This window comes from Variovorax paradoxus (assembly GCF_022009635.1).
In the GTDB taxonomy this organism is placed as follows: Bacteria; Pseudomonadota; Gammaproteobacteria; order Burkholderiales; family Burkholderiaceae_C; genus Variovorax.
The window spans coordinates 2897405-2918157 of record NZ_CP091716.1 but is presented as its reverse complement, the minus strand read 5'-3'; the positions used below and the strand labels follow the sequence as shown (position 1 = coordinate 2918157).

Here is a 20753-nt window from a genome sequence, read left to right as displayed (position 1 = left end):
GCGTATCAGCTCTCGACGCTCTTCACGCGCTGAGCCTTGCGCATCGACGGCCATTCGAGCAGCGTGAACGCGCGCAGCAGCCACTCGACCGGGCCATAGGCAAAGCGTCCCATCCACCAGCGGCTGAGCACCAGTTGCGCCGCGAAGATCGAGAAGGCGAACGCGAAGCCGCCGAGCGGCCCGACCGAGCCGATCAACCGCAGCCCGTAGGCCAGGAAGATCCATGCGCACACCAGCGACTGCAGCAGGTAGTTGGACAGCGCCATGCGCCCGGCCGGCGCCAGCCACGCCACCAGCCCCTGCCCGCGTGGCGTCTGGAAGAACAGCAGCAGCGCCGATGCATAGGCGGCCGTGAGGAAAGGCGCCGTGAGCAAGCCGAGCCCGAAGCCGACCACCTCTCGGCCGCCGTCGCCCACGCGCATCGTCGACAGGCCGTAGACCACGGCGCCCGGCAACCCGATGAGCAGCCCGCAGATCACCAGGCGCTTGAACAGGGTCCGGTGCGCGGCGGCATTCGCCAACAGCCCGCGCCGTCCGGCGATGAAGCCCGCCAGGAACATCGCCAGCGCCGTCGGCGCCTGCGCGAGTGCAAGCACCACCCACACCTGCGCCAGCTCGCGCAGGTGCTGCGCGATGACCGTGGCCGGCGTGCCCCGGTAGGCGTGCAGCGCCGCCATGGCCTCCGCGTGAAGGCTGCGCGTGTCGGCATCGATGCCGGCGCGCGTCATCAGATAGCCGAGGCTGGCCCACAGCAGCGAGGTGACGAGCACCAAGGCCACCGCGCAGAACGCCATGAAGCCGTCGCCGCGCCGCCGCAGCAACAGCAGCACGCCGCCGATCGCCGCGTAGGTCGTGAGGATGTCGCCGTGGTACAGCACTACCGCATGCAACAGGCCCAGCACCCACAGCCCCAGCAGACGCCGCAGCATGCGCGGCGCGAAGGCTTTGCCGTCGCGCTCGGCGGAGTCCATCTGCAGGGTGAAGCTGTAGCCGAAGAGGAAGGAGAACAGCAGGTAGAACTTGGTCTCGAACAGAAAGGAGCGCATGAACAGCGCCGCGCGCTCGGCCGCTGACTGCGCCATCGGGTCGGGCACGCCCATGCCGTAGAAGGGAGAGGCGAAGGTCGCAATGTTCACCACCAGAATGCCCAGCAGCGCAAAGCCGCGCAGGGCATCGACCAGCGACTGGCGCTCGCGCGCCGGAGCCGTCGTGCTCATGCCGCCCTCCCGGGACGCAGGAAGCGGCTGACGATCAGCCGCAGCATCGGCGCCTCGGCCTCCGGCTCGAAGCTCGAGTCGACGGCCAGGCGCGCGAAGACCCCGTCGATCAGCGCGGCGATCCAGCTTGCCGTCTGGCCGGCATCGAGGCTCGCGTCCACCTGCCTCCGCGCTACGGCCGTGCGCAGCAGCGCGGCGATGGCTTCGCGCGTGGCGGCGTCGCTCGCGGCCACGCGCGCGCCCACGGTCGGGTTGCGCGTGGCCTCCGCCGCAATTTCGAGCGCCAGGCGCGAATAGGCCTTGTCGGCCGCGAAGCCCATCACCACGTCGAGAAAGCCCAGCAGCGCCTCCAGCAGGTCGGGCGCGTCGCCGAGCGTCTCGAAGTAGGCGGCGGTGTCGCGCTGCTCTTCTTCGATGATGGCTTCGACGATGGCGCTCTTGCTGTCGAAATAGTGAAAGAGGTTGCCCGGGCTCATGCCCGCGGCGGCACAGATCTCGGCGGTGGTGGTGGCATGGAAGCCGCGTCGCGCGAAGCAATCGGCGGCGGCCTCCATGATCTGGCGGCGCTTGGCCTGCTGGCGTTCAGGGTCGACTTTGCGCATGGCATGGGCTCGGTTGTCCGGTCATGCGCCAATTATTAGACTAAACGCTCGATCTAATATTAAGAAACCCTTTCGGAACCGCCGGGCACTCAGCGCTTTCGCTTCTGCACGATGCCGTGGATGGTTTCCATCAACAGGCGCGCGCCCTCGCCCGGCTCGCTGTTGCGCCGCACCGTGAGCCCCACCGGGCCTTCGGTGCTGGCGGTGTCGATGGCCACGCGCTTGAGCTCGCCGCGCGCCAGGAAGCCTTCGACCGCGCCCTGCGGCGCGAACCACACCGCCTCGGAGCGCTGCAGCAGCCCGATGGCGAAGCTGGTGTCCGTCGCCTCCACCAGCCGGTTGGGCAGGGCCACGCCCTGCGCGATGAGAAAAGCGTCCGCCGTGTGGCGGATCAGCGAGCCCGACACCGGCAGCACCAGCGGATAGCCGGCCAGCGCATCGAGCGCCGGCTTGCGCCGCGAGGCCAGCGGATGCCCCGGCCGCACCACCAGCAGCAGCGGTTCGCTGTAGAGATGCTCGAACGCGAGGTCGGCCATGGCCGATGCCTGCGCGAGGCGGCCCAGCACGAGGTCGATCTCGCCCTGGCGCAGCTGCGTCATCAGTTGCGCGTTGATGCCGCTCACCACCCGCACGCGCAGCGCGGGATGCGAGGCATGCAGCAAGGCGACCGCCTCGGGCAGCAGGTTGGCCACCATGTTGGGCAGCGCGCCGACGGCCACGTGCAGCTGGTCGGCCTCGGGCATGTCCATGGCCAGCCCCAAGCCTTCGCTGAGCCCGCGCAGCGCCGAGACGGCATGGCGCACCAGCACCTCGGCCGCCGGCGTGAGCTCCACGCCGCGGCGGCGGCGCAGCAGCAGCGGTCGGCCGATGATTTCTTCCAGCTCCGCCACCGTCTTGGACACCGCGGGCTGCGTGAGCGACAACGCCTTGGCGGCGCGCACCAGGTTGCGCTCCTGCGCCACCATCACCAGGCATTGCAGGTGACGCAGCTTCAGGCGCGCAAAGTTCATGGCTGACATGGGGCTTCTCTCTGTGGGGCGGGCTTTCAAATATAACTATTGGGAATACCTGTTGGAAGAGCTTTCAGTTGTGCAGGCCTCGCCACCGCTCTAGAGTTGCCTTCGATCAGGAGACAAAGAAAGACATGACCACCGTTTTCAAGAACGCCTTCGGCGGCGCGCGCCGCCGTCTTGCCGTTGCCGCCGCCTGCGCGGCGCTGCTGCCGTTGGGCCTGGGCCTTGGCGCCACGGCCGCCCACGCGGCCGACGCCCCCTACCCCACCAAGGCGGTGAAGCTGCTCACCAACTTCCCGGCGGGCGGCCCCATCGACATCCTGGCCCGCACGCTGGCCGATGCGCTGCAGAAAGACCTGAAGCAGCCCTTCATCGTCGACAACCGCCCCGGCGCGGGCGGCAACATCGGCGCCGACTTCGTGGCCAAGAGCCCGGCCGACGGCTACACGGTGCTGCTGGGCATCGACACCACCTTCACCATCAACCCGCACCTCTACCCGTCGATGCCGTTCGCGGCCAAGGACCTGAAGCCGCTGATGATCTTCAGCTCTTCGGGCCTGAGCTTCGGCGTGGCCGGCAACGTGAAGGCCAAGACCCTGCCCGAGTTCATCGCGCAGGCCAAGGCGGAGCCCGCCACGTTCAGCTCCGCCGGCAACGGCAGCCCGGGCCACATTGCCGCCGAGATCTTCGCGAGCGAGACCGGCGCGAAGATCACGCACGTGCCCTACAAGGGCAACGCGCCGGCGGTGCTGGCGCTCATGGGCGACGAAGTGCAGGCCGGCATCCTCGCCACGCCGGGGCTGCTGCCGCAGGTGCAGTCGGGCAAGCTGCGCGCCCTGGCCGTGACCGGCCGCCAGCGCTCGCCGCTGCTGCCGCAGGTGCCCGCCGTGGGCGAACTGGGCCTGAAGAACCTGGAGTTCGAGGTGCTCTACCTCGCGATGGTGCCGGCCGCCACGCCCGAGCCCGTGATGCAGACCCTGCGCGCGTCGCTGCAGAAGGCCATGGCGCTGCCGGAGGTCAAGTCGCGCATTGCGGCGCTCGACATGGTGCCGCTCGGCGAAACCGGCACCGCCGCCAGCGACCACCTGGCGGCCAGCCTTGCGCGCTACGGCCGCATCGTCAAGGCCACCGGCATGAAGGTCGACTGAACCCGTCCACCGAGAGCCGCACCCCGGGGTAAACCCGGGCAATGGTTGATTTGAACAATCGAACGCAGCGTCCTCAGAATCGTCCGCAACCGCGGACCTCGCGGTCACACTCATTGGCCATTGCCTGAAAAGACGAAGACAAGGACCTGCCCATCATGCTGCCGACCCATTCCCTCACCCGCCGCGCCACCCACCGCCTTGTCGGCCTGCTGGCCATCGCCGGCTTCACGGCGGCTTTTGCCACCAGCGCCGTGGCGCAGGCCAAGCTCGACAGCCCGCTGCACATCGTGGTCGGCTATGCGCCCGGCGGCGCCACCGACCGCGTGGCGCGCGTGGTGGCCGACAAGCTCGGCACCAAGCTGGGCGTGGCGGTCATCGTCGACAACAAGCCCGGCGCGGGCGGCCGCCTCGCGGCGCAGCAGGTGAAGATCACGCCCGCCAACCAGAACGTGCTGATGCTCGCCAACCCCGCCGTCATGGTGGTGGCGCCGCTGGTCTTCAAGGACAACAACTACGACGCCGAGCGCGACTTCGTGCCCGTGTCGCACGTCAACGACTACGACTTCGCGCTCGCCGTGTCGCCCACCCTGCCCGTGCGCGAACTGAGCCACCTGCTCGCGTGGATGCGCGCCAACCCAGCCCAGGCCAACGTGGGCGTGCCGGCCACCGGCAGCCTGCCGCACTTCTTCGGGCTCATGATGGGCGAGAAGGCCAACGTGCAGACACAGGTGATCGGCTACCGCGGCTCCGCGCCGCTGCTGAACGACCTGATCGGCGGGCAAGTGCCCATTGCCGTCGACACCGAAGACGTGGTGCTGCCGCAGCACACGGCGGGCAAGCTGCGCATCCTGGCGCTGTCGGGCGCCAAGCGCTCGCCGTTCGCGCCGAACATTCCCACCTTCAAGGAAGCCGGCCTCGACCTGGCCGCCACCGGCTGGAACACCTTCTTCGCGCCGACCACCATGCCCAAGGCCAAGATCGAGCAACTGGCCACCGCCATCCGCGAAGTCATGCAGGACCCGGACACGCAACGCAAGTTCAAGGACTCCGGCATGACGCCGGTGGTCAGCACGCAGGCGCAGACCGTGGCCATGCTCAAGGCCTACCGGGCGCAGTGGTCGCCAGTCGTACAAAAGTCGGGCTACCAGCCCTGACTGCGAGGAACCCCAGGAGACATATGACCAGACCCAACATCATCTTCATCGTTGCCGACGACCTCGGCTATGCCGACCTCGGCTGCTATGGCGGCCGCGACGCCGTATTCGGCCCCGTCTCGCCCGTGCTCGACGGCCTGGCCGCCAACGGCCTGAAGCTCACGCAGGGCTATGCCAATTCGCCCGTGTGCTCGCCCACGCGCTTTGGCATGATCACCGGCCGCTACCAGTACCGCCTGCGCGGCGCGGCCGAAGAGCCGATCAACAGCAAGAGCCGCGGCAGCACCACCCTGGGCCTGCCGACCGACCACCCCACCCTGCCTTCACTGCTCAAGGCCAGCGGCTACCAGACCGCGCTCATCGGCAAGTGGCACCTGGGCTACCCGCCCACCTTCGGGCCGCTGCGCTCGGGGTACGACGAGTTCTTCGGGCCCATGTCGGGCGGCGTCGACTACTTCACGCACTGCGACTCCACCGGCCGCCACGACCTGTGGTTCGGCGAGGAAGACAAGGTCGAAGAGGGCTACCTCACCGACATCCTCTCCAAGCGTGCAGTCGACTACGTCGACCGCATGGCAGAACTTCAGAAGAAAGACGAAGCCCCCTTCTTCCTGAGCCTGCACTACACCGCGCCCCACTGGCCGTGGGAGACCCGCGACGACGCGGCGAAAGCGCCGAACATCAAGGACAACCTGTTCGACCTGGCCGGCGGCAACATTCATGTGTACCGCCGCATGATCCATCACATGGACGAAGGCATCGGCTGGATCATGGCCGCGCTCGAGAAGCACGGCATGGCCGACAACACCCTGGTGGTGTTCACCAGCGACAACGGCGGCGAACGCTTCTCCGACAACTGGCCGCTGGTCGGCGGCAAGATGGACCTGACCGAAGGCGGCATCCGCGTGCCATGGATCGCACACTGGCCCGCCGTGATCGGCAAGGGCGGCGAGAGCCCACAGCTGTGCATGACCATGGACTGGTCGGCCACCATGCTCGAAGCGGCTGGCGTGGCGGCGCACCCGGACTATCCGCTGGACGGCGTGTCGCTGATGCCCGTGCTCAAGGACGCGTCGAAGAGCTTCCGCCGCCCGCTGCACTGGCGCATGAACCATCGCGGCCAGGAAGCGCTGCGCGACGGCGACTGGAAGTACCTGAAGGTGGACGGGAACGAATACCTGTTCAACATCCCCGGGGATGAACGCGAGCGGGCGAATCTGGCGAAGAAAGAGCCAGAACGACTTGCTTCTATGCGGGCGGATTGGGCGGCTTGGAATGCGACGATGCCGGCCATTCCGGAGGATGCGACTGTGAGTCTTGGATATTCGACCAAGGACATGCCGCAGAGATAAGGTCTCTACCGCACCTTGCACAGCTGCATGTCACCTGGCCTGTCATTCAAACCCTGCAGATCCTCGTCAGGGATGCGCCGGAAGACGGGCCATTTCGATTCTTCAATCGTGACGACCTTTCCGCTGCCGAGGCATATCGCCTCCAGCGAACGCGGCTTCTTTTCACAATCAATAGAGCCCAAAGCGCAGCGCTCCCATTGCTTTATCTGGATTTTTGATTCGGCTCCCGCGGTCGTTACTTCAATTGAATTGGCTGCGATCACCATCAAGCTGTAGTCGGAATTTGGAATATGCCTGCTCCATTCATCCTTCCAGTATCTGCTGTGCAGTTCATAGCCGTAGATACCCAAAGATGGAAGCGTTGAAGCGGACGCGAGAAGAAGAGCAACCCAGACAAGGCTCTTGAACGTCTTTCGTGTTCGCGGCCAAAGCACCAGCCCTAAGACCAGGAATACGACGACGCCAGCTCCAGCCCAGGCCAACAGAGACCCGAGTGCAGCACTCGCGCAATCTTCGCCGCAATGCCTTGCCTCGAATGCGCCATTGAGCATTGAAACGGCGACGCCACAGAACAGACCGACGAGTGCGAGCATCAGGCACACCCACAATCTTTTCATTTCACCTCCCAGAAAAGAATCTTCTTGCTTCCCGCCAGATCGCTGAAATTGAAATCATCAAGCGGCCAAGGCAACCACTGGACGCTATTAATCCCGATCCGGCGCGCGTTGTTTGCAGCATTGGCGGGAAGACGAGATCCATTCCATAGGTCGATGTGATCGCCTGTTGCGGTTTTGCTCTCACCACTTCGGCGCCAGTAGTCCTCGAAGTAGATGATCCCGGTTCTGCCTTTTATCTTCTCCTGCCAGTCCGGTCCCGTCACATTCTCCGGTTGCTCAGGAAGACCACAAAAGGGCTGCAACTTGAGCCAGTTCGAAAGTTCCGTCGCGACTACACCGGCTCTCAATTTGTCGAGCGAGATCGAACTCCCCCTGAAAGACTTCATCTCGACACCCACGCCGTGAAGTGCCTTGCTCACTTTGATTGCGCACTGGTTTTCGTAGCCTCTTGGTGGCTTTCCGGTCTTTGCATCGACATATGGATATCCACTTGGATAAGCGCTCCACAGGTCGGCAAACCTCACTGCAGTCACGTTGACCTTGCAGATCGACTCCTTGACGGTGTTCGTCTGAACCTGGACCTGCTGCGCCAGTTTTCTTGTCGTCATTCGTCGCTCCCCGCCATCCTGGCAAGAGCTTCGTCTCCCCAATAGACCGCGTACTCGTCTGCGCCGTAGGTGCCGACGCGCAGGAGCAAACCATCAGCTCCGGCGCGCCCCGAGAATGTGCGCCCGTCCAGGGTCTCGACGTAGTACGGTAAGCCGATCAGCGCGGCATTTCCAGTGGCGCTGAACTGAACTTGTTCGTCGTATTCGAGGGGTGTGGGAGTGCCCGGGCCTGCAACCCAGCCGCTCGCTGGACTCTGGAAGAACTCTTCTGGAACGGCTGCTCCACCTTCATAGTCGATCCCGTGAATGTCATTGAGGGTTGAGATAAGCGGGCATCCACCGGTAGTTATGTCGCCGTGGATGAGCATTTCGCGGCCGTTCGGCAACGATGCGCGATGCCCGCGAGATATGGCGTGACAGTTTTTCCGGCAAGCAATTGCCGCCCCCTCATATGACAGTGCACGACCGTAGCTCATGCAACTGAAATGAGCTTCGGCTACGACGCCGCCACAAGCGGCTTTATCGCCCTCGCGTATCCATCCGATTATTTTCATTCAGCCCTCCTTCGCCTGATCATCGGCGAATATGGAGGCGCTGAATCTCAACAATGCTGAAGACCGCTTGGTGCGTTTTTTTAAACTCGCCTGCAACGACGGGAAGCTATGGCAACCCTCGGCGCGACATGGCGTGGAGGAAAGCTCCAGGTCCCGGCCGGCCTACCTACCCCCTCACACTCACCTCCAACAACATCTCCGCCTCTCGCGCCAAATCCGCAGCGATCCAGAGCATGTGATCCCGGTGCTTCTCCCCCGCCTCCTCGAACCATCCATTGCCGTCGCCATAACAGCACCACAGCAGCGAATTCAGCTGCGCCAGTTTGATTTCGAGCAGGTCTCTTGCCTCGTCGGCTGTCGGGGTGGTGGTCGCCGTCGGGTTCATGGTGCCACGTGTGCGGCGGGAAGATTTGGGCGCAGAACGCCCGGCCATAATTCGCTCAGCCATTTGGTGTGCTTTCTCTGAAAAGTAGTGCACGTCATGTGGTCAGACGGTCAGGGTGTTTGCGCGCCCTGGCCGTCGCCTTTTGTGCCTCACGTTCGCACCGATGCACCAAGGGAGCACCGGCAACCCGCCGTGAGGTGGGCGGTTCATCAGTTCACTTGATCAGAAGTTCGGAGAGTTCCTTTTCACGGTGTTCGTCGCCCACAAGGAGGGGCGTCTTGCGGCAGGGGCATTCACTGTAGAGAAGCGAAGCCGCGCAAGAGAAAAGATTTCGTCGAGGAATTCTCGAATCGATGAGATATCTGCCGGGATGAAGTGGCGGGACACAAAGCTCTGACAGTTGGGTGCGTTTCGCCGCCGTTGAGCCGGGCAAACAAGCAGCAGGCTCGTCTGCAGCGGCTGTCTAACGGAAAGCGCTGCCATGCTTGGTTCTCGCCTTCAGTCGTCGCGCGCAGCGGCATGGTCTGGTGGAGACTATGGCGCCACGAAACGCAAGCCCCCATGACCAACTTTTGCTCCCAATCGCAAGAAGCTCGAGAAGCGCGCGCAAATCAGTTTCGCGCCTTGGCCCAATCAATTGGATTGGAGCGCGTGTTTTCCATCCGTGAAGTAAAGCCCAACGCGAATGCGGGGCAGGACTATGACAAGCTGTTCGCAGTCGCCAATCTGTGGGGCATTCGATCTGTCGAGGCTTGGTATCCGTCTACGCAAGCGCCGTACCTGAAGGTCACACACGGGCCGGCCATACCGAGCCGGTGCAAGGATCAGTTGACAGGGCTCACCAGCAAGTTTGAGCAGCGAGGCGCGAAGGTAATCATTAAGAGCAGCTACGTCAGCATCCACGCCGACCTTGGTGAAGTGCTCACAGAGCTTGTCCGCGTCTTGTCCGGTCAGGCGGAACCTGAGACGGTGAAGACGCCTGACGGCAACGACGAGGTCGATCCCGCTCTGGCGCTACCTCCGATTTCCGCCGCTGTCTGCTCGGGCCTTCTAGATCGAGGCGCCCCGACAATTTCTCAGCCACCCATCAAGATCGATTCGACGGAAACGCGCGCGCTCTTGCGATCCCTCGTGGAAGCGCCTGCGCTCTTTGCCGGCCGTTCGGAAAACGTTCAGCTGTTGCCGGGAACGCTGAGTTACTCGACTCCATTCAGGGGTACGGCGTTCGGCTGCAGCACGCTCGACGAGGTCGCGGCCGCATTGGAGAGGCGAAGGCTGGATGTCCTGATCCTTGGCTCGAACCCCAATGCCGGCGAACTCGTTGCGGGCTCGCCCTACGGCACGCTTGAAGAGCAACTACGAAGCGGATACTTCGGCGAGGCCTACTTCGGCGCTGACCGCACTGCCCGCGCGGGCTGGACCCCTCAATCCGACAGCAAACCTGGATGGCGTTCGCTCTTCCGGGCTATTCAGAAAGCGGGATTCAGCAGCGACGCGGTGGCCATGGTGAACTATCTGCCATGGGGGAGCAGCAAGCTTGCAGAACTAGTGCAGGCTCTCGATTCAGCGCTGCTGGAGCGAGCGATCGAGTTCGCAGACGAGCAGCTGTCGCGCCTGCTCACGCTGTTTCGACCGAAGGTCGTGATCGTCGTGCGAAGCCTCACGGAAACGAAGGGGTTCCATTCGCCCCTGCTTGCGGACTGGAGACAAAACTCCAGCCAGGCCTCGATCGATGTCGCGACCATGGCCGGTGGCACCAAGCCCGTTAACTTCTTGGTGAGCGGTTTGCGGAATGCACCTCCGCAGTTGCTGCTCCACATGCCGCACCCCGGGTACCTGCGGATATCGAACGCTGGAGCACCCGCTTTCGAAGAGGCGGTCGCTCGTCTGATGACACCCCCCGAGTTGTCGATCAAGCCGGATCAAACCCCGGCGCCGAATTGATCTCCGTCGGCTTGTAGATCTTGTGCTGCGCCACGCCGCTGCCGGCATCGGTCACCACCAGCAGGCGCCACAGCGCCTCGCGCTTGGAGCAGTCGCTTTCTTCCTTGCTGAGCTTGAAACTGGGCACGCCCGGTGCGGTGCCCTTGACGACCACGCGCAGCAGGGTCTGGCCCTTGGCGTTGGACACTTCGAGGTCGAAGCCCTTGCCGGTCATGTTCTCGGCCTTGTAGCCGTAGCCGGTGAAGTGCTTGACGACGTATTCGAGGGCCGCGGCCTGCACCTGTTCGGGCGATGCCTTGTCGCCGCCGCCTGCCGCGGCCGCATTGGCCGTGGTCGAGATGGGCTGCGGCACGTTGCCGCGCGCCCTGGCGGCCTGCACTTCGGCGTCGGTGGGCGTCCAGCCGCTCGGGCCGCGCACGAGCACGGCCAGTTTCAGATCGGGTTCCCAGCTGGCAACGTGCCATTCGTCGTCGTCGCGCACGCGGGTGGACACCTTGGCGTCCTTGTTGCTTTCGACTTCGAGGATGGCGATGCGGTTGGTCTGCACCACGGCACGAAAGCCGCTGCCGCTGTCGTAGCTGCGCTTGAGCAGCGCGAGCCGGTCTTTGGCGCGCTGTATCTGTTGTGCGTTGCGTTCACCGCCGCCGGCGCGGTGGTGCACGTCGAGCGACTCGAGGTAGAACCAGCGCCCGTTGGCGGCCACGTTCACCCATTCGGCCCAGATGGTGGCGATGACGTTGTCGCCAGTGGCCAGCCAGGCATGCTCGAAAGGCTTGTCGCGAGCGTCGAACACACCCATCTTTGCGACGATCTCGACCGGTGTGAGCCTGGGGCCCGAGAGCCGCATCTCGTCGATCACAGTGAGTACGCGGGGGTCGACTTCCTTGTCCATTCAGTGGAATTCTGGTGAGTTTGAGGGGGTGGGGAGTATGCCGCATCGGGCAGTCCCGCGGCCTTGGGGTGGGCACTGCGGGCCGACAGATAGAATGAGAGCAATTCTCATCTGCCGCATTTTCGTTTCATGCCTTCCCCCGCCGCGACAGCCCCGATCGACGCGCTCTACCGGGAGCACCGCGACTGGCTTCAAGGCTGGCTGCGGCGCCGGCTGGGCGACGGCCACACGGCCGCGGACCTGACGCAGGACACCTTCGTGCGGGTCATCAGCGGCGGGCAGGCGCAGGCGATCCAGGAGCCGCGCGCCTACCTGACGACGCTGGCGCAGCGGGTGCTCTACAACTTCTGGCGCCGCCGCGAGCTGGAACGCGCATGGCTCGACGCGCTTGCGGCGCAACCGCAAGAGCTGGCGCCCTCCCCGGAAACCTACGCGCTGGTGCGCGAAGCCGTCGAAACCATCGACCGCTGGCTGGACGGCCTGCCGCCCAAGGTGCGCGAGGCGTTTCTGCTGCGCCGGCTCGAAGGCCTGGCGCACGCGGACATCGCGGTGCGCATGGGCATTTCGATTACGTCGGTCGAGCGGTACGTGAAGCAGGCCATCGTGCATCTGTACACCTGCCCTGCGCAGCTGGAGGCCTGAGATGGCCGCACACGCCAACGCGCTGCCGCTGGATGCGGTCACCGAGCAGGCCATCGACTGGCTGGTGCGGCTCGACTCGGGCCACAGCAGCGACAGCGACCAGCAGGCCTTTGCACAGTGGCTCGACGCCGCCCCCGCGCATGCCGCCGCCTGGACCAACCTGCAGCAGCGGCTGAACCAGCGGATCACGCCCGCATTGAGCCAGCTGCAGGCCGGCGGCCATGCGACGCCCAGCATGCGTGCGCTGAGCGCGCCCGGCGACCACCGCCCGCGCCGCCGCGCGCTGCTGGGGAGCGCCGCCGTGGCGCTGCTCGCGGCCACCGGCGGCGGGATCTGGCTCGACCGGCGCTCGCCGCTCATGGCCTGGTCGAGCGACCTGCGCACGGGCACGGGCGAACGCCGTCGCTTCGCGCTGGAAGACGGCAGCGACCTGCTGCTCAATGCTCGCTCGTCGGCCGACTTGTATTTCAGTTCCACGCAGCGGCTGGTGCGGCTGCGCGCGGGCGCGTTGATTGCGCAGGTCGCAGCCGATGCGCTGCGGCCTTTTGTCGTGCAGACCGCGCAAGGCACGGTGCGCGCGCTGGGCACGCGCTTCATGGTGCAGCAGGAAGAGGGTCGCACGCTGGTGTCGGTGCTCGAACACAGCGTGCGGCTGGCGCCGCGCGACGAAGGCCCCGGCGTTGCGCTGGAGCAAGGCGGCAGCGCCTGGATGCGGCAAGACAGCGTGGAGGCGATCTTCGCCACGCGTGTCGACCCCAGCGCGTGGTCGTCGGGCGTGCTGGAAGTGCATGACCAGCCGCTGTCCGAAGTGGTCGATGCGCTGCGCCCCTACACGCCCGCCGTGTTGCGCGTGAGCGCGGAGGCGGCGCGCGTTCGGGTCTTCGGCGTGTATCCGCTGGACCGGCCGATGCAGGTGCTGCAGGACCTGGTCGACACGCTGCCGCTGCGCGTGCGGCGCTGGGGCGACCTGGTGGTGTACGTGGACGTGCATACGGGCTGATGAGCTGACGGGTTTTCGCACCCTCGCGGGACATACAGGGTTGAACACTCCGATCAACCCAGACAGAACCGACGAGGAATGTCCGACGTGACGCTCTCCCCTATTTCACCGGCCCGCCGGAAGGCCGGCCCGCTCCTGCCGACTCGCAAGGCCACCCTGGCGCTCGCCGCCCTGCTCGCATGCGGCAGCACCGCATCGTTCGCGCAGACACCATCCGCCGCCCCGGGCGCTACCGCCGCAACCGACGGTGCCATGGAATGGAACCTGCCGGCCGATGAACTGGGCCTGGTGCTGGCGCGCATCGCCCGCCAGGGCGGCCGCACCATCAGCGCGGCGCCATCGCTGGTGGCCGGGCGACGTGCCCAGGCGGTGCAAGGGCGCTTCACCGTGGCGCAGGCTGCGCAGCAGGCGTTGACGGGCAGCGGGCTGGCATTGGCACAGACGCCGAGCGGCACGCTGACGGTCGTCGCGTCGAGCGGCAATGCATCGGCGTCCGCGACGCCGGAAGCGGCAGGCACCACGCTGGCCGAAGTGCGCGTCACGGCGCAGGCCGAACGCACGGGCACCACGGAAGGCACCGGCGCCTACACGGCCCGCGGGCCAAGCACCTCGGCCACCGGCCTCGGCCTGAGCCTGAAGGAAACGCCGCAGTCGATCAGCGTCATCACCCAGCAGCGCATGGAGGACGAGAACCTCACGAGCATCAAGCAGGTGCTCGCGCGCACGCCGGGCCTGTCGACCTCGACGCTGGGCACGGAGCGCACCAGTGCCAGCGCGCGGGGCTACCCGATCACCAACTACCAGCTCGACGGAATCAGCACGCACAGCGAATTCCTGGGGCTGGACGCACTGCCTTCGCAGAGCATCGCGGACATGGCGCTGTACGACCGCATCGAGGTGCTGCGCGGCGCATCGGGCCTGACCACGGGCGCGGGCGACCCGTCGGGCATCATCAACATGGTGCGCAAGAAGCCCACGGCCTCGTTCCAGGGGCTGGCTGAAGCCAGTGTCGGTTCCTGGGGCAACCGGCGCGGCATGCTCGACATTTCGACGCCGCTGAACGAGTCGGGCAGCGTGCGCGGCCGCATGGTGGCGGTGCACGAGGAAGGCAACAGCTACATCGACTACTACCGCAAGAAGAAGGACGTGTTCTACGGCGTGGTGGAAGCCGACCTGACCTCCACGCTCAAGCTCACGGCGGGCATCGACCACCAGGAGAACCGATCGCGCGGCTCGCTGTCTTACCTGGGTTATCCGCTGTTCAACAGCAGCGGCGAGCAGGTGGATCTTCCGGTGTCGTTCAGCGGCGCGAGCCGCGACAACCGCTTCAACACCAACTCGACCAGCGGCTTCCTGACGCTGGAACAAACGCTCGCCAACGACTGGAAGCTCAAGCTCTCGGCCAACTATCTGCAATCGAAGCAGCGCGAAGACTCGGTGTACCTGGCGGTCAACAGCAGCCTGTTCGACAAGTTCACCGGCGACGGACTGAACCTGAACGCCGAGCGCCGCGACTACGACCTGCGCAACAAGACAGTGGACCTGAAGCTGACGGGCCCGTTCACCCTGTTCGGCCGCCAGCACGAGGCCGTGATCGGTGCCGACTACACCGACTTCCGCAGCCTCACCAACGGCAGCTTCGACATTTCGGGCCTGCGCAATGCGCCGGTCAATATCTACCGCTGGAACAACGCGGGCACGCCGGTCTTCGGGGAGCGCTTCGTTACCTTCGACAGCACGCGCCGGCAAAAGAGCATCTACGGCGCGGGCCGCTTCCAGCTGAGCGACCAGTTCAAGCTGGTGGTGGGCGGCAAGCTGTTGAACTACGACAGCGACTACATCACCAAGACCACCGACGGCTACGACTCGAAGTCGCCCTCGTCCGAGCGGCGCGTGTTCACGCCTTATGCCGGGCTGCTGTACGACCTCGACGAGAACCACACGCTCTACACGAGCTTTGCCACGATCTACAACCCGCAGAGCTCGATCGACCGCTACGGCGCGCTGCTCGATCCGCAAAAGGGCGACACCTACGAGGCCGGCATCAAGAGCAGCTTCCTCGGCGGCCGCGTGACGAGCAGTGCCGCCGTCTACCAGATCAAGCAGGACAACATCGCGGAGGCGGACTCGGGCTACTTCGTACCCGGCACCACCAACACGGCTTCGCGCGCCATCAAGGGCGCCACCACACGTGGCATCGACCTGGAACTCAACGGCACGCTGGCGCGCGGCTGGAACGTGGCCGCGTCGTACAACTTCAGCACCTCGAAGGACGCCACCGGCCAGCGCATCAACACCACCTTCCCGCGCCAGATGGCCCGCCTGTGGACCACCTACCGCCTGCCGGGCGACTGGCGCCGGCTCACGCTGGGCGGCGGCGTGGACTGGAGCAGCGGCTTCTACTACACGGGCGAAGCCTGGCAGATAGAGCGCACGGTCACCGCGCGCCAGGGCGCCTACGCCGTGGCCAGCCTGATGGCACGCTACGACGTGAACGACCAGCTTTCCGTGACGCTCAACGTGCAGAACCTGTTCGACCGCAAGTACATCTCGTCGGTGTCGGGCTGGTGGTATTCGGGCACGTACGGCGCGCCGCGCAACGTGCAGCTGACGGCGCGCTACAAGTTCTGACCGGGCGCGCCGGTCAGGAACCGAAGACCAGCAGCAGGTTGTTCGCGGGCATCGCGTGCCGCTCGCGCAGCGCGAGGCCCGAGCGGCGGGCCTGCGCCACGACGTCTTCCAGGCGGCGAATGCCCCAGGAAGCGTCGCGGGCGCGCAGGCTTTGGTCGAACGCGAGGTTGCTTGGCGCCGGGGCTTCTTCTTCGAAGTACGGGCCGTAGGTAATCAGCAGGCCGCCCGGGAGCAGGTGCCGCGCGGCGCCTTCCATCAGGCCGGCGCATGCGGACGGCGGCGCGATGTGCAGCATGTTGGCGCAGTAGATCGCGTCGAAGCGTTCGGCGAACGGTGCGCCCCGCGACGGCCATTGCGGGGCCGTCACGTCGAGCAGCACCGGCGGGCGCAGGTTGGGCAGCCCAGCCTGTGCCAACCGGCTTTCGATGACGGGGAGCATGGCGGCATCCGCGTCGGTGGGCTGCCAGGTCCAATGGCTCATGGCTGCGGCGAACCACGCGACATGCTGGCCCGTGCCGGAGGCGATTTCCAGCGCGGCGCCACGCTCGCCGAGCACGCGTTTCAGAACGTCGAGGATGGGCTGCTTGTTGCGGTCGGCGGCTGCGCTGAAAGGAAGGTCGTCCATGCGGATGTCGAGGCTCGGAATGCTTGTGATGCCCCGAGGGTATCAATGAAAAAAGGGAGGCGGGCACCCTGCCCGCCTCCCCTTGCGGAAGGAAACCGCCTCAGGACTTCTTGCCGAAGTCCAGCGCGCCGGTCAGGTCGCCCATCGGGTGGCTGCCGTTCTTCACGAGTGCTGTGTCGCGGTCGACCAGACCCTGCAGCGGCGGCAGCGACCAGCGGTGCGTGATGAAGCGCAGCGTGGAGGCGGTGTCGTACTGGGTCTTGTCGACGAAGCCCTTCTTCGCGTAAGGCGAGACGATGAGCGCAGGAATGCGGGTGCCGGGGCCCCAGCGGTCGCCCTTCGGCACGGTCGCGTGGTCGTAGAAGCCGCCGTTCTCGTCGTAGGTGACGACCACGAGCATGTTCTTCCACTGCGGGCTGGCCTGCAGCTTGGCGAGCACGTCGGCGATGTGCGCGTCGCCGTCGGCCACGCTGGCGTAGCCGGCGTGCTGGTTCAGGTTGCCTTGGGGCTTGTAGAAGCTCACGGCGGGCAGCGTGCCTGCGGCAACGTCCTTCAGGAAGTCGTTGTCGAAGTCCTTCAGGTGGGCGGCGCGCGCGTCGGGGTGGGCGACGGGGTCGAAGGCGGCGTAGTAGTTGAACGGCTGGTGGTGGAACTGGAAGTTCGGCGTCTGCGCGGCGGGCGGCACGGCGGGCGGGAATGTCCGGTTGCCGCTGGTGGCGATGGCCGTGGTGTCGTTCCACGCACCGGCGTACCACGCCCAGCTGAGGCCCTTGGCGGTAAGCAGGTCGCCGATGGTGGCCTGGGTCTGCGGCGGCAGCGTGCTTGCGTTGGCCGGGTTCGCGAAGAGCTTGGTGTCCGCGCCTGCCGGCGCCACGCTGCTGGGCTGGTACGGCGGCTGCATGGTGTTGACCGCGTAGAAGTTGCCAGCGGCGTCCTTCGGGGTCAGCGTGCTGTCCTTCAGGTACGAAGGCGCGGCGTTCAACACCGAGGTCGACGCGTTGGCCGCGGGGGTGAGGCGCACGAAGTTGCCATTGGCGTCCGTGTCGATGGCCGAGATCGACTTGTTGGCGGGCGAATTCGCCGCATCGGCGTTCGGATACAGCGGCGCGCAGGCGCACACGAGGTACTGGTGATTCAGGAACGAGCCGCCGAACGCGCCCATGAAGAAGTTGTCGGCCAGCGTGAAGTTCTGTGCCACCTTCCACAGCTTCATCTTGCTGCCGTCGTAGTAGCCCATGCTGAGGCCGCCGGCATCCGAGTAGGCGGCGAACTTGTCGTTCTTGCCGCCGTTGATCTGCATCTGGTTGTTGTAGAAGCGGTGAATCAGGTCGCGCGAGATGACGCTCTGGTCGATCACCGTGCCGGTGTTGTAGAAGCCCGCCGGATCGTCGATCTGGAACATCTTGTTGGGCATGCCCACGGTCTTCGCTTCGATGATCGTGGTGGTCTGGCCGGGCGCGGTCACGCCGCTCCATACCGGGGGCAGCGCGGGCAGCGTGGAGCCGTCGAAGTCTTTCTGCGGCTCGGGTGTCTTGGTCGACGAAGTCGGGTTCACGCCCGGAATGCCGTTGGCGCCGGGGTACAGGCCGTACAGGTTGTCGAAGCCGCGGTTTTCAGCGTAGATGACGACCACGTTGGTGATCTGGTCGAGCGCGAAGCGGTTGCGCAAGGCGGCGATCACGTCACCGCCGGTGCCGGCTTCGGCCACGGCCTCGGCGATGCGCTCGATCGACTGGTCGATCTCGTTCTGCAGCGCGGTCTTGACGGTGGCGTCGGTCACCTTGTTGTGGTCGGCCAGCAGCTGGGCTTCGCTCACGCCGATGCGGGCCGCCAGCGCGGTGCGGGCGGCGGCGAAGTTGCCGCCATTGGAATCCATCAGCGCCGAGAGCTCGGTGGTGATGGCGCTGACCACGCCATTGGCGGCAGCGGGCGCACGGAACACCAGCGGCTGGGTGACGGCGGTTTCGGTCTTGGTGACGGGGTCGTAGCGCTTGCTGGAGGTGCCGATCTCGACAACCACCGGGCCCTGGGCATAGAGCGTGAAGGCGCCATTGGCGTCGGTGATGGCGGTGGTTTCGCTGGGGTCGCAACGGCCGTTGTTGTTGGCGTCGATGCAGACCTTGGCGTTGCGGTAGTAGCTGCCGGTCACGACGCCCGAGGTCGCCGTGCCGCCCACGGAGCCGGCGGGATGGTCGTCGCTGCCGCCGCAGGCGACTGCCAGCACGGCGGCTGCAACGGCGGTCGGCCAGAGGGTGAGGTGGCGCACGTATCTGCGTCCGCGCGCGGGCGCGCTGCTGCTATGGGTGGGGGTCATCATGTATGGAGTTATGAGATGTGGATGAGCCAGACCGGCGGCCGGGCGGCGTGATGCTCTGCGGCGTGCATGACAGCCATGTTGCAATTCTTCGTACACCCGGCCTTGCTAATTCAGGCCTAAGAATTCGTCACGTCTTTGACACACGGGCGCTCGATCCTCGGCGGCTCCTTTGCGGCCTTGCCCGCTTCGCCCCTTCCTGCACGTGCCTGCGACGCTTCATTTCTTTCGCCGCCCGGCGCTCGTGGCCTCGGCCATGCTGCTGCTGTGCGGCCTGCTTGCGGCATGCGGCCGCGAGCAGCCTCCCCAGGCGGCCACTCCCGTGCCGCCGCCGCAGCAGGCCCCCACGCCTGCGCTGCCCGCGCCACCGGCTTATGTGGGCGCCTTCTACGCCCCCGTGCCGGGCCGGCCGATGCCGAGCGCCGACCAGCTCACCGACATCGGCCGGCGCATCTTCTTCGACGGCAGCCTCTCGGCCTCGGGCAAGGCCTCGTGCGCGAGCTGCCACGACCCAAAGCACGCCTGGGGGCCACCGAATGCGCTGTCGGTGCAACTGGGCGGCGTTGACGGTCGGCTCGAAGGCCCTCGTGCCGCGCCGTCGCTGCGCTACCTGGAGACGCTGGCGCCTTTCACGGAACACCACCACGACAACGACGGCGACGACAGCATCGACGCCGGGCCCACCGGCGGCCGCATGTGGGACGGCCGGGCGGACTCGGCCCACGACCAGGCCGGCATGCCGCTGCTGTCATCGGCGGAAATGGCCAATGCCTCTGTCGAGGACGTGGCCGGCAAGCTCGAGCGCACCGCCTACGCAGGCGACATGCGCAAGGTTTTCGGCGACGACGTCTTCAAGGACCCGAAGGCGGCCTTCAAGGCGGCCAGCTGGGCGCTGGAGGTGTTCCAGCAATCGCCGGAAGACTTCTACCCCTTCACCAGCAAGTACGACGCCGTGCTGCGCGGCCAGGCCAGGCTCAGCGTGGCCGAGGCGCGCGGGCTGAAGGTGTTCAACGACGAGAGCAAGGGCAATTGCGCCTCGTGCCATATCAGCGCGCGCACGCAGGACGGCGCGTTTCCGCTGTTCTCCGACTTCGGGATGATCGCGCTGGGCGTGCCGCGCAACCGCAAGCTCAAAGCCAATGCCGACCCGTCGTTCCACGACCTGGGGCTGTGCGGCCCCTACCGCACCGACCTGAAGGATCGCAGCGAGTACTGCGGCCTGTTCCGCACACCGTCGCTGCGCAACGTGGCGGTGCGGCAGAGCTTCTTCCACAACGGGGTGATCCATTCGCTGGAAGAAGCCATCCGCTTCTATGCGCAGCGCGACACCGCGCCGCAGCGCTGGTATGGCCGCGCGGCCAATGGCGTGGTGCGGAAGTTCGACGACCTGCCGGCGCAGTACCACGCCAACATCAACAACGAGGCGCCCTTCGGCCAGAAGCCCGGCGACAAGCCGTCGCTGACGGAAGCGGAGATTCGCGACGTGGCGGCGTTCCTGCGCACGCTGACGGACGCGGACCAGAAGAACGCGGCCGTCAACGCGGGCCGGTAGCCTTCACGCGGCTCGCGGTTCCTCAGCCGCCGCCCATGCGCTCGACGTTCGCATCGACCCGCAGCAGCAGCGCGGTCAGCTGCTCGATCTCTTCCGGAGAAAAGCCGGTGAGCGCCTGCTCGACGTGCGCATCCATCAGCAGCTTGGCCTTCGGCAGGCGCTTGGCTGCCAGCGGCGTGAGCGAAATCAGGCGGCTGCGCTTGTCCTGCGGGTCGTCCACGCGCTCGACCAGCCCGTCGCGCTCCATGCGCGCGAGCAACTGCGCCATGCTGGGCTGCTCGACCTGCGCGATGCGCGCGAGCTCGGCCTGCGACAGCGCCTTGCTCTTCTTCAGCGACACCAGCACCGGCAATTGACCGGCCGCCAGGCCCAGCTCGCGCAGCCCGCCGTCGACGATGCGCGTGAATCCGCGGGCCACGCGGCCCAGAAGCTTCAGGGGGTTGGGTTCGGGGATGTCTGCCATGCCGTCATTCTACTTTCATAGGAGCCTATGTTAATATGAA

At 66.0% G+C, this 20753-nt stretch carries 19 protein-coding genes; 8 read left to right on the top strand and 11 right to left on the bottom strand.

Going from position 1 to position 20753, the window contains the following annotated elements:
* Nucleotides 1–5 precede the first annotated feature (5 nt).
* The 3 genes from L3V85_RS13550 to pcaQ all read right to left on the bottom strand — a co-directional run bounded on the left by L3V85_RS13550 (nucleotide 6) and on the right by pcaQ (nucleotide 2838).
* Nucleotides 6–1217: a DUF418 domain-containing protein gene (locus L3V85_RS13550; RefSeq protein ID WP_237679707.1), complete on the bottom strand. Its 1212-nt coding sequence runs from the start codon at nucleotides 1215–1217 to the stop codon at nucleotides 6–8.
* The gene (locus L3V85_RS13545; RefSeq protein WP_237679706.1) at nucleotides 1214–1819 is read right to left on the bottom strand and encodes a TetR/AcrR family transcriptional regulator; all 606 of its coding nucleotides are present in this window, start codon (nucleotides 1817–1819) and stop codon (nucleotides 1214–1216) included. The genes L3V85_RS13550 and L3V85_RS13545 overlap by 4 nt, the downstream gene beginning before the upstream one ends.
* Nucleotides 1820–1908: 89 nt before the next feature.
* A complete protein-coding gene (gene pcaQ / locus L3V85_RS13540; RefSeq protein ID WP_237679705.1) occupies nucleotides 1909–2838 on the bottom strand; it encodes a pca operon transcription factor PcaQ in 930 nt (309 codons plus the stop codon).
* Nucleotides 2839–2963: 125 nt separating this feature from the next.
* Between pcaQ and L3V85_RS13535 the strand changes: the two genes are divergently transcribed.
* The 3 genes from L3V85_RS13535 (at nucleotide 2964) to L3V85_RS13525 (ending at nucleotide 6486) form a co-directional block, all read left to right on the top strand.
* Nucleotides 2964–3980: a Bug family tripartite tricarboxylate transporter substrate binding protein gene (locus L3V85_RS13535; RefSeq protein WP_237679704.1), complete on the top strand. Its 1017-nt coding sequence runs from the start codon at nucleotides 2964–2966 to the stop codon at nucleotides 3978–3980.
* Between the two features lie 155 nt (nucleotides 3981–4135).
* A complete protein-coding gene (locus L3V85_RS13530; RefSeq protein ID WP_237679703.1) occupies nucleotides 4136–5134 on the top strand; it encodes a Bug family tripartite tricarboxylate transporter substrate binding protein in 999 nt (332 codons plus the stop codon).
* A gap of 23 nt (nucleotides 5135–5157) precedes the next feature.
* A complete protein-coding gene (locus tag L3V85_RS13525; protein ID WP_237679702.1) occupies nucleotides 5158–6486 on the top strand; it encodes a sulfatase family protein in 1329 nt (442 codons plus the stop codon).
* Between the two features lie 5 nt (nucleotides 6487–6491).
* Here L3V85_RS13525 and L3V85_RS13520 read toward each other — a convergent pair whose 3' ends face one another.
* From L3V85_RS13520 to L3V85_RS13505, 4 genes are all read right to left on the bottom strand, one after another.
* Entirely contained in the window at nucleotides 6492–7079 is a 588-nt protein-coding gene (locus L3V85_RS13520; RefSeq protein WP_237679701.1) for a hypothetical protein, read from the bottom strand.
* A 20-nt stretch (nucleotides 7080–7099) separates the two neighbouring features.
* Entirely contained in the window at nucleotides 7100–7711 is a 612-nt protein-coding gene (locus L3V85_RS13515; RefSeq protein ID WP_237679700.1) for a type VI secretion system amidase effector protein Tae4, read from the bottom strand.
* The gene (locus L3V85_RS13510) at nucleotides 7708–8265 is read right to left on the bottom strand and encodes a PAAR domain-containing protein (RefSeq protein ID WP_237679699.1); all 558 of its coding nucleotides are present in this window, start codon (nucleotides 8263–8265) and stop codon (nucleotides 7708–7710) included. The genes L3V85_RS13515 and L3V85_RS13510 overlap by 4 nt, the downstream gene beginning before the upstream one ends.
* 166 nt (nucleotides 8266–8431) lie before the next feature.
* Nucleotides 8432–8650, bottom strand: a complete 219-nt coding sequence (locus tag L3V85_RS13505) for a hypothetical protein (RefSeq protein ID WP_237679698.1) — start codon at nucleotides 8648–8650, stop codon at nucleotides 8432–8434.
* Between the two features lie 561 nt (nucleotides 8651–9211).
* Between L3V85_RS13505 and L3V85_RS13500 the strand changes: the two genes are divergently transcribed.
* The gene (locus L3V85_RS13500) at nucleotides 9212–10594 is read left to right on the top strand and encodes a hypothetical protein (protein ID WP_237679697.1); all 1383 of its coding nucleotides are present in this window, start codon (nucleotides 9212–9214) and stop codon (nucleotides 10592–10594) included.
* On the opposite strand, the gene L3V85_RS13495 is transcribed toward L3V85_RS13500, so the two are convergent.
* Nucleotides 10563–11486 (bottom strand): protein NO VEIN domain-containing protein, encoded by a 924-nt coding sequence (locus L3V85_RS13495; protein WP_237679696.1) that lies wholly within the window; start codon nucleotides 11484–11486, stop codon nucleotides 10563–10565. The genes L3V85_RS13500 and L3V85_RS13495 overlap by 32 nt on opposite strands.
* Nucleotides 11487–11615: 129 nt before the next feature.
* On the opposite strand from L3V85_RS13495, the gene L3V85_RS13490 reads away from it, so the two are divergent.
* The 3 genes from L3V85_RS13490 (at nucleotide 11616) to L3V85_RS13480 (ending at nucleotide 15759) form a co-directional block, all read left to right on the top strand.
* Nucleotides 11616–12128 carry a sigma-70 family RNA polymerase sigma factor gene (locus L3V85_RS13490; protein WP_237679695.1) on the top strand — a complete coding sequence of 171 codons (513 nt, stop codon included), beginning with the start codon at nucleotides 11616–11618 and terminating at the stop codon, nucleotides 12126–12128.
* Nucleotide 12129: 1 nt separating this feature from the next.
* Nucleotides 12130–13128: a FecR family protein gene (locus L3V85_RS13485; RefSeq protein ID WP_237679694.1), complete on the top strand. Its 999-nt coding sequence runs from the start codon at nucleotides 12130–12132 to the stop codon at nucleotides 13126–13128.
* 87 nt (nucleotides 13129–13215) lie between these two features.
* Entirely contained in the window at nucleotides 13216–15759 is a 2544-nt protein-coding gene (locus L3V85_RS13480; protein ID WP_237679693.1) for a TonB-dependent siderophore receptor, read from the top strand.
* 13 nt (nucleotides 15760–15772) lie between these two features.
* Here L3V85_RS13480 and L3V85_RS13475 read toward each other — a convergent pair whose 3' ends face one another.
* Together L3V85_RS13475 and acpA are read right to left on the bottom strand one after the other, a co-directional pair.
* Nucleotides 15773–16384 (bottom strand): DUF938 domain-containing protein, encoded by a 612-nt coding sequence (locus L3V85_RS13475; RefSeq protein ID WP_237679692.1) that lies wholly within the window; start codon nucleotides 16382–16384, stop codon nucleotides 15773–15775.
* A 100-nt stretch (nucleotides 16385–16484) separates the two neighbouring features.
* A complete protein-coding gene (acpA, locus tag L3V85_RS13470) occupies nucleotides 16485–18698 on the bottom strand; it encodes an acid phosphatase (RefSeq protein ID WP_237679691.1) in 2214 nt (737 codons plus the stop codon).
* Nucleotides 18699–18954: 256 nt separating this feature from the next.
* On the opposite strand from acpA, the gene L3V85_RS13465 reads away from it, so the two are divergent.
* On the top strand, nucleotides 18955–20250 hold the full coding sequence (locus tag L3V85_RS13465; protein WP_414080231.1) for a cytochrome-c peroxidase: 1296 nt from the start codon (nucleotides 18955–18957) through the stop codon (nucleotides 20248–20250).
* A gap of 22 nt (nucleotides 20251–20272) precedes the next feature.
* On the opposite strand, the gene L3V85_RS13460 is transcribed toward L3V85_RS13465, so the two are convergent.
* A complete protein-coding gene (locus L3V85_RS13460; RefSeq protein ID WP_237679689.1) occupies nucleotides 20273–20713 on the bottom strand; it encodes a MarR family winged helix-turn-helix transcriptional regulator in 441 nt (146 codons plus the stop codon).
* Nucleotides 20714–20753: the final 40 nt, after the last annotated feature.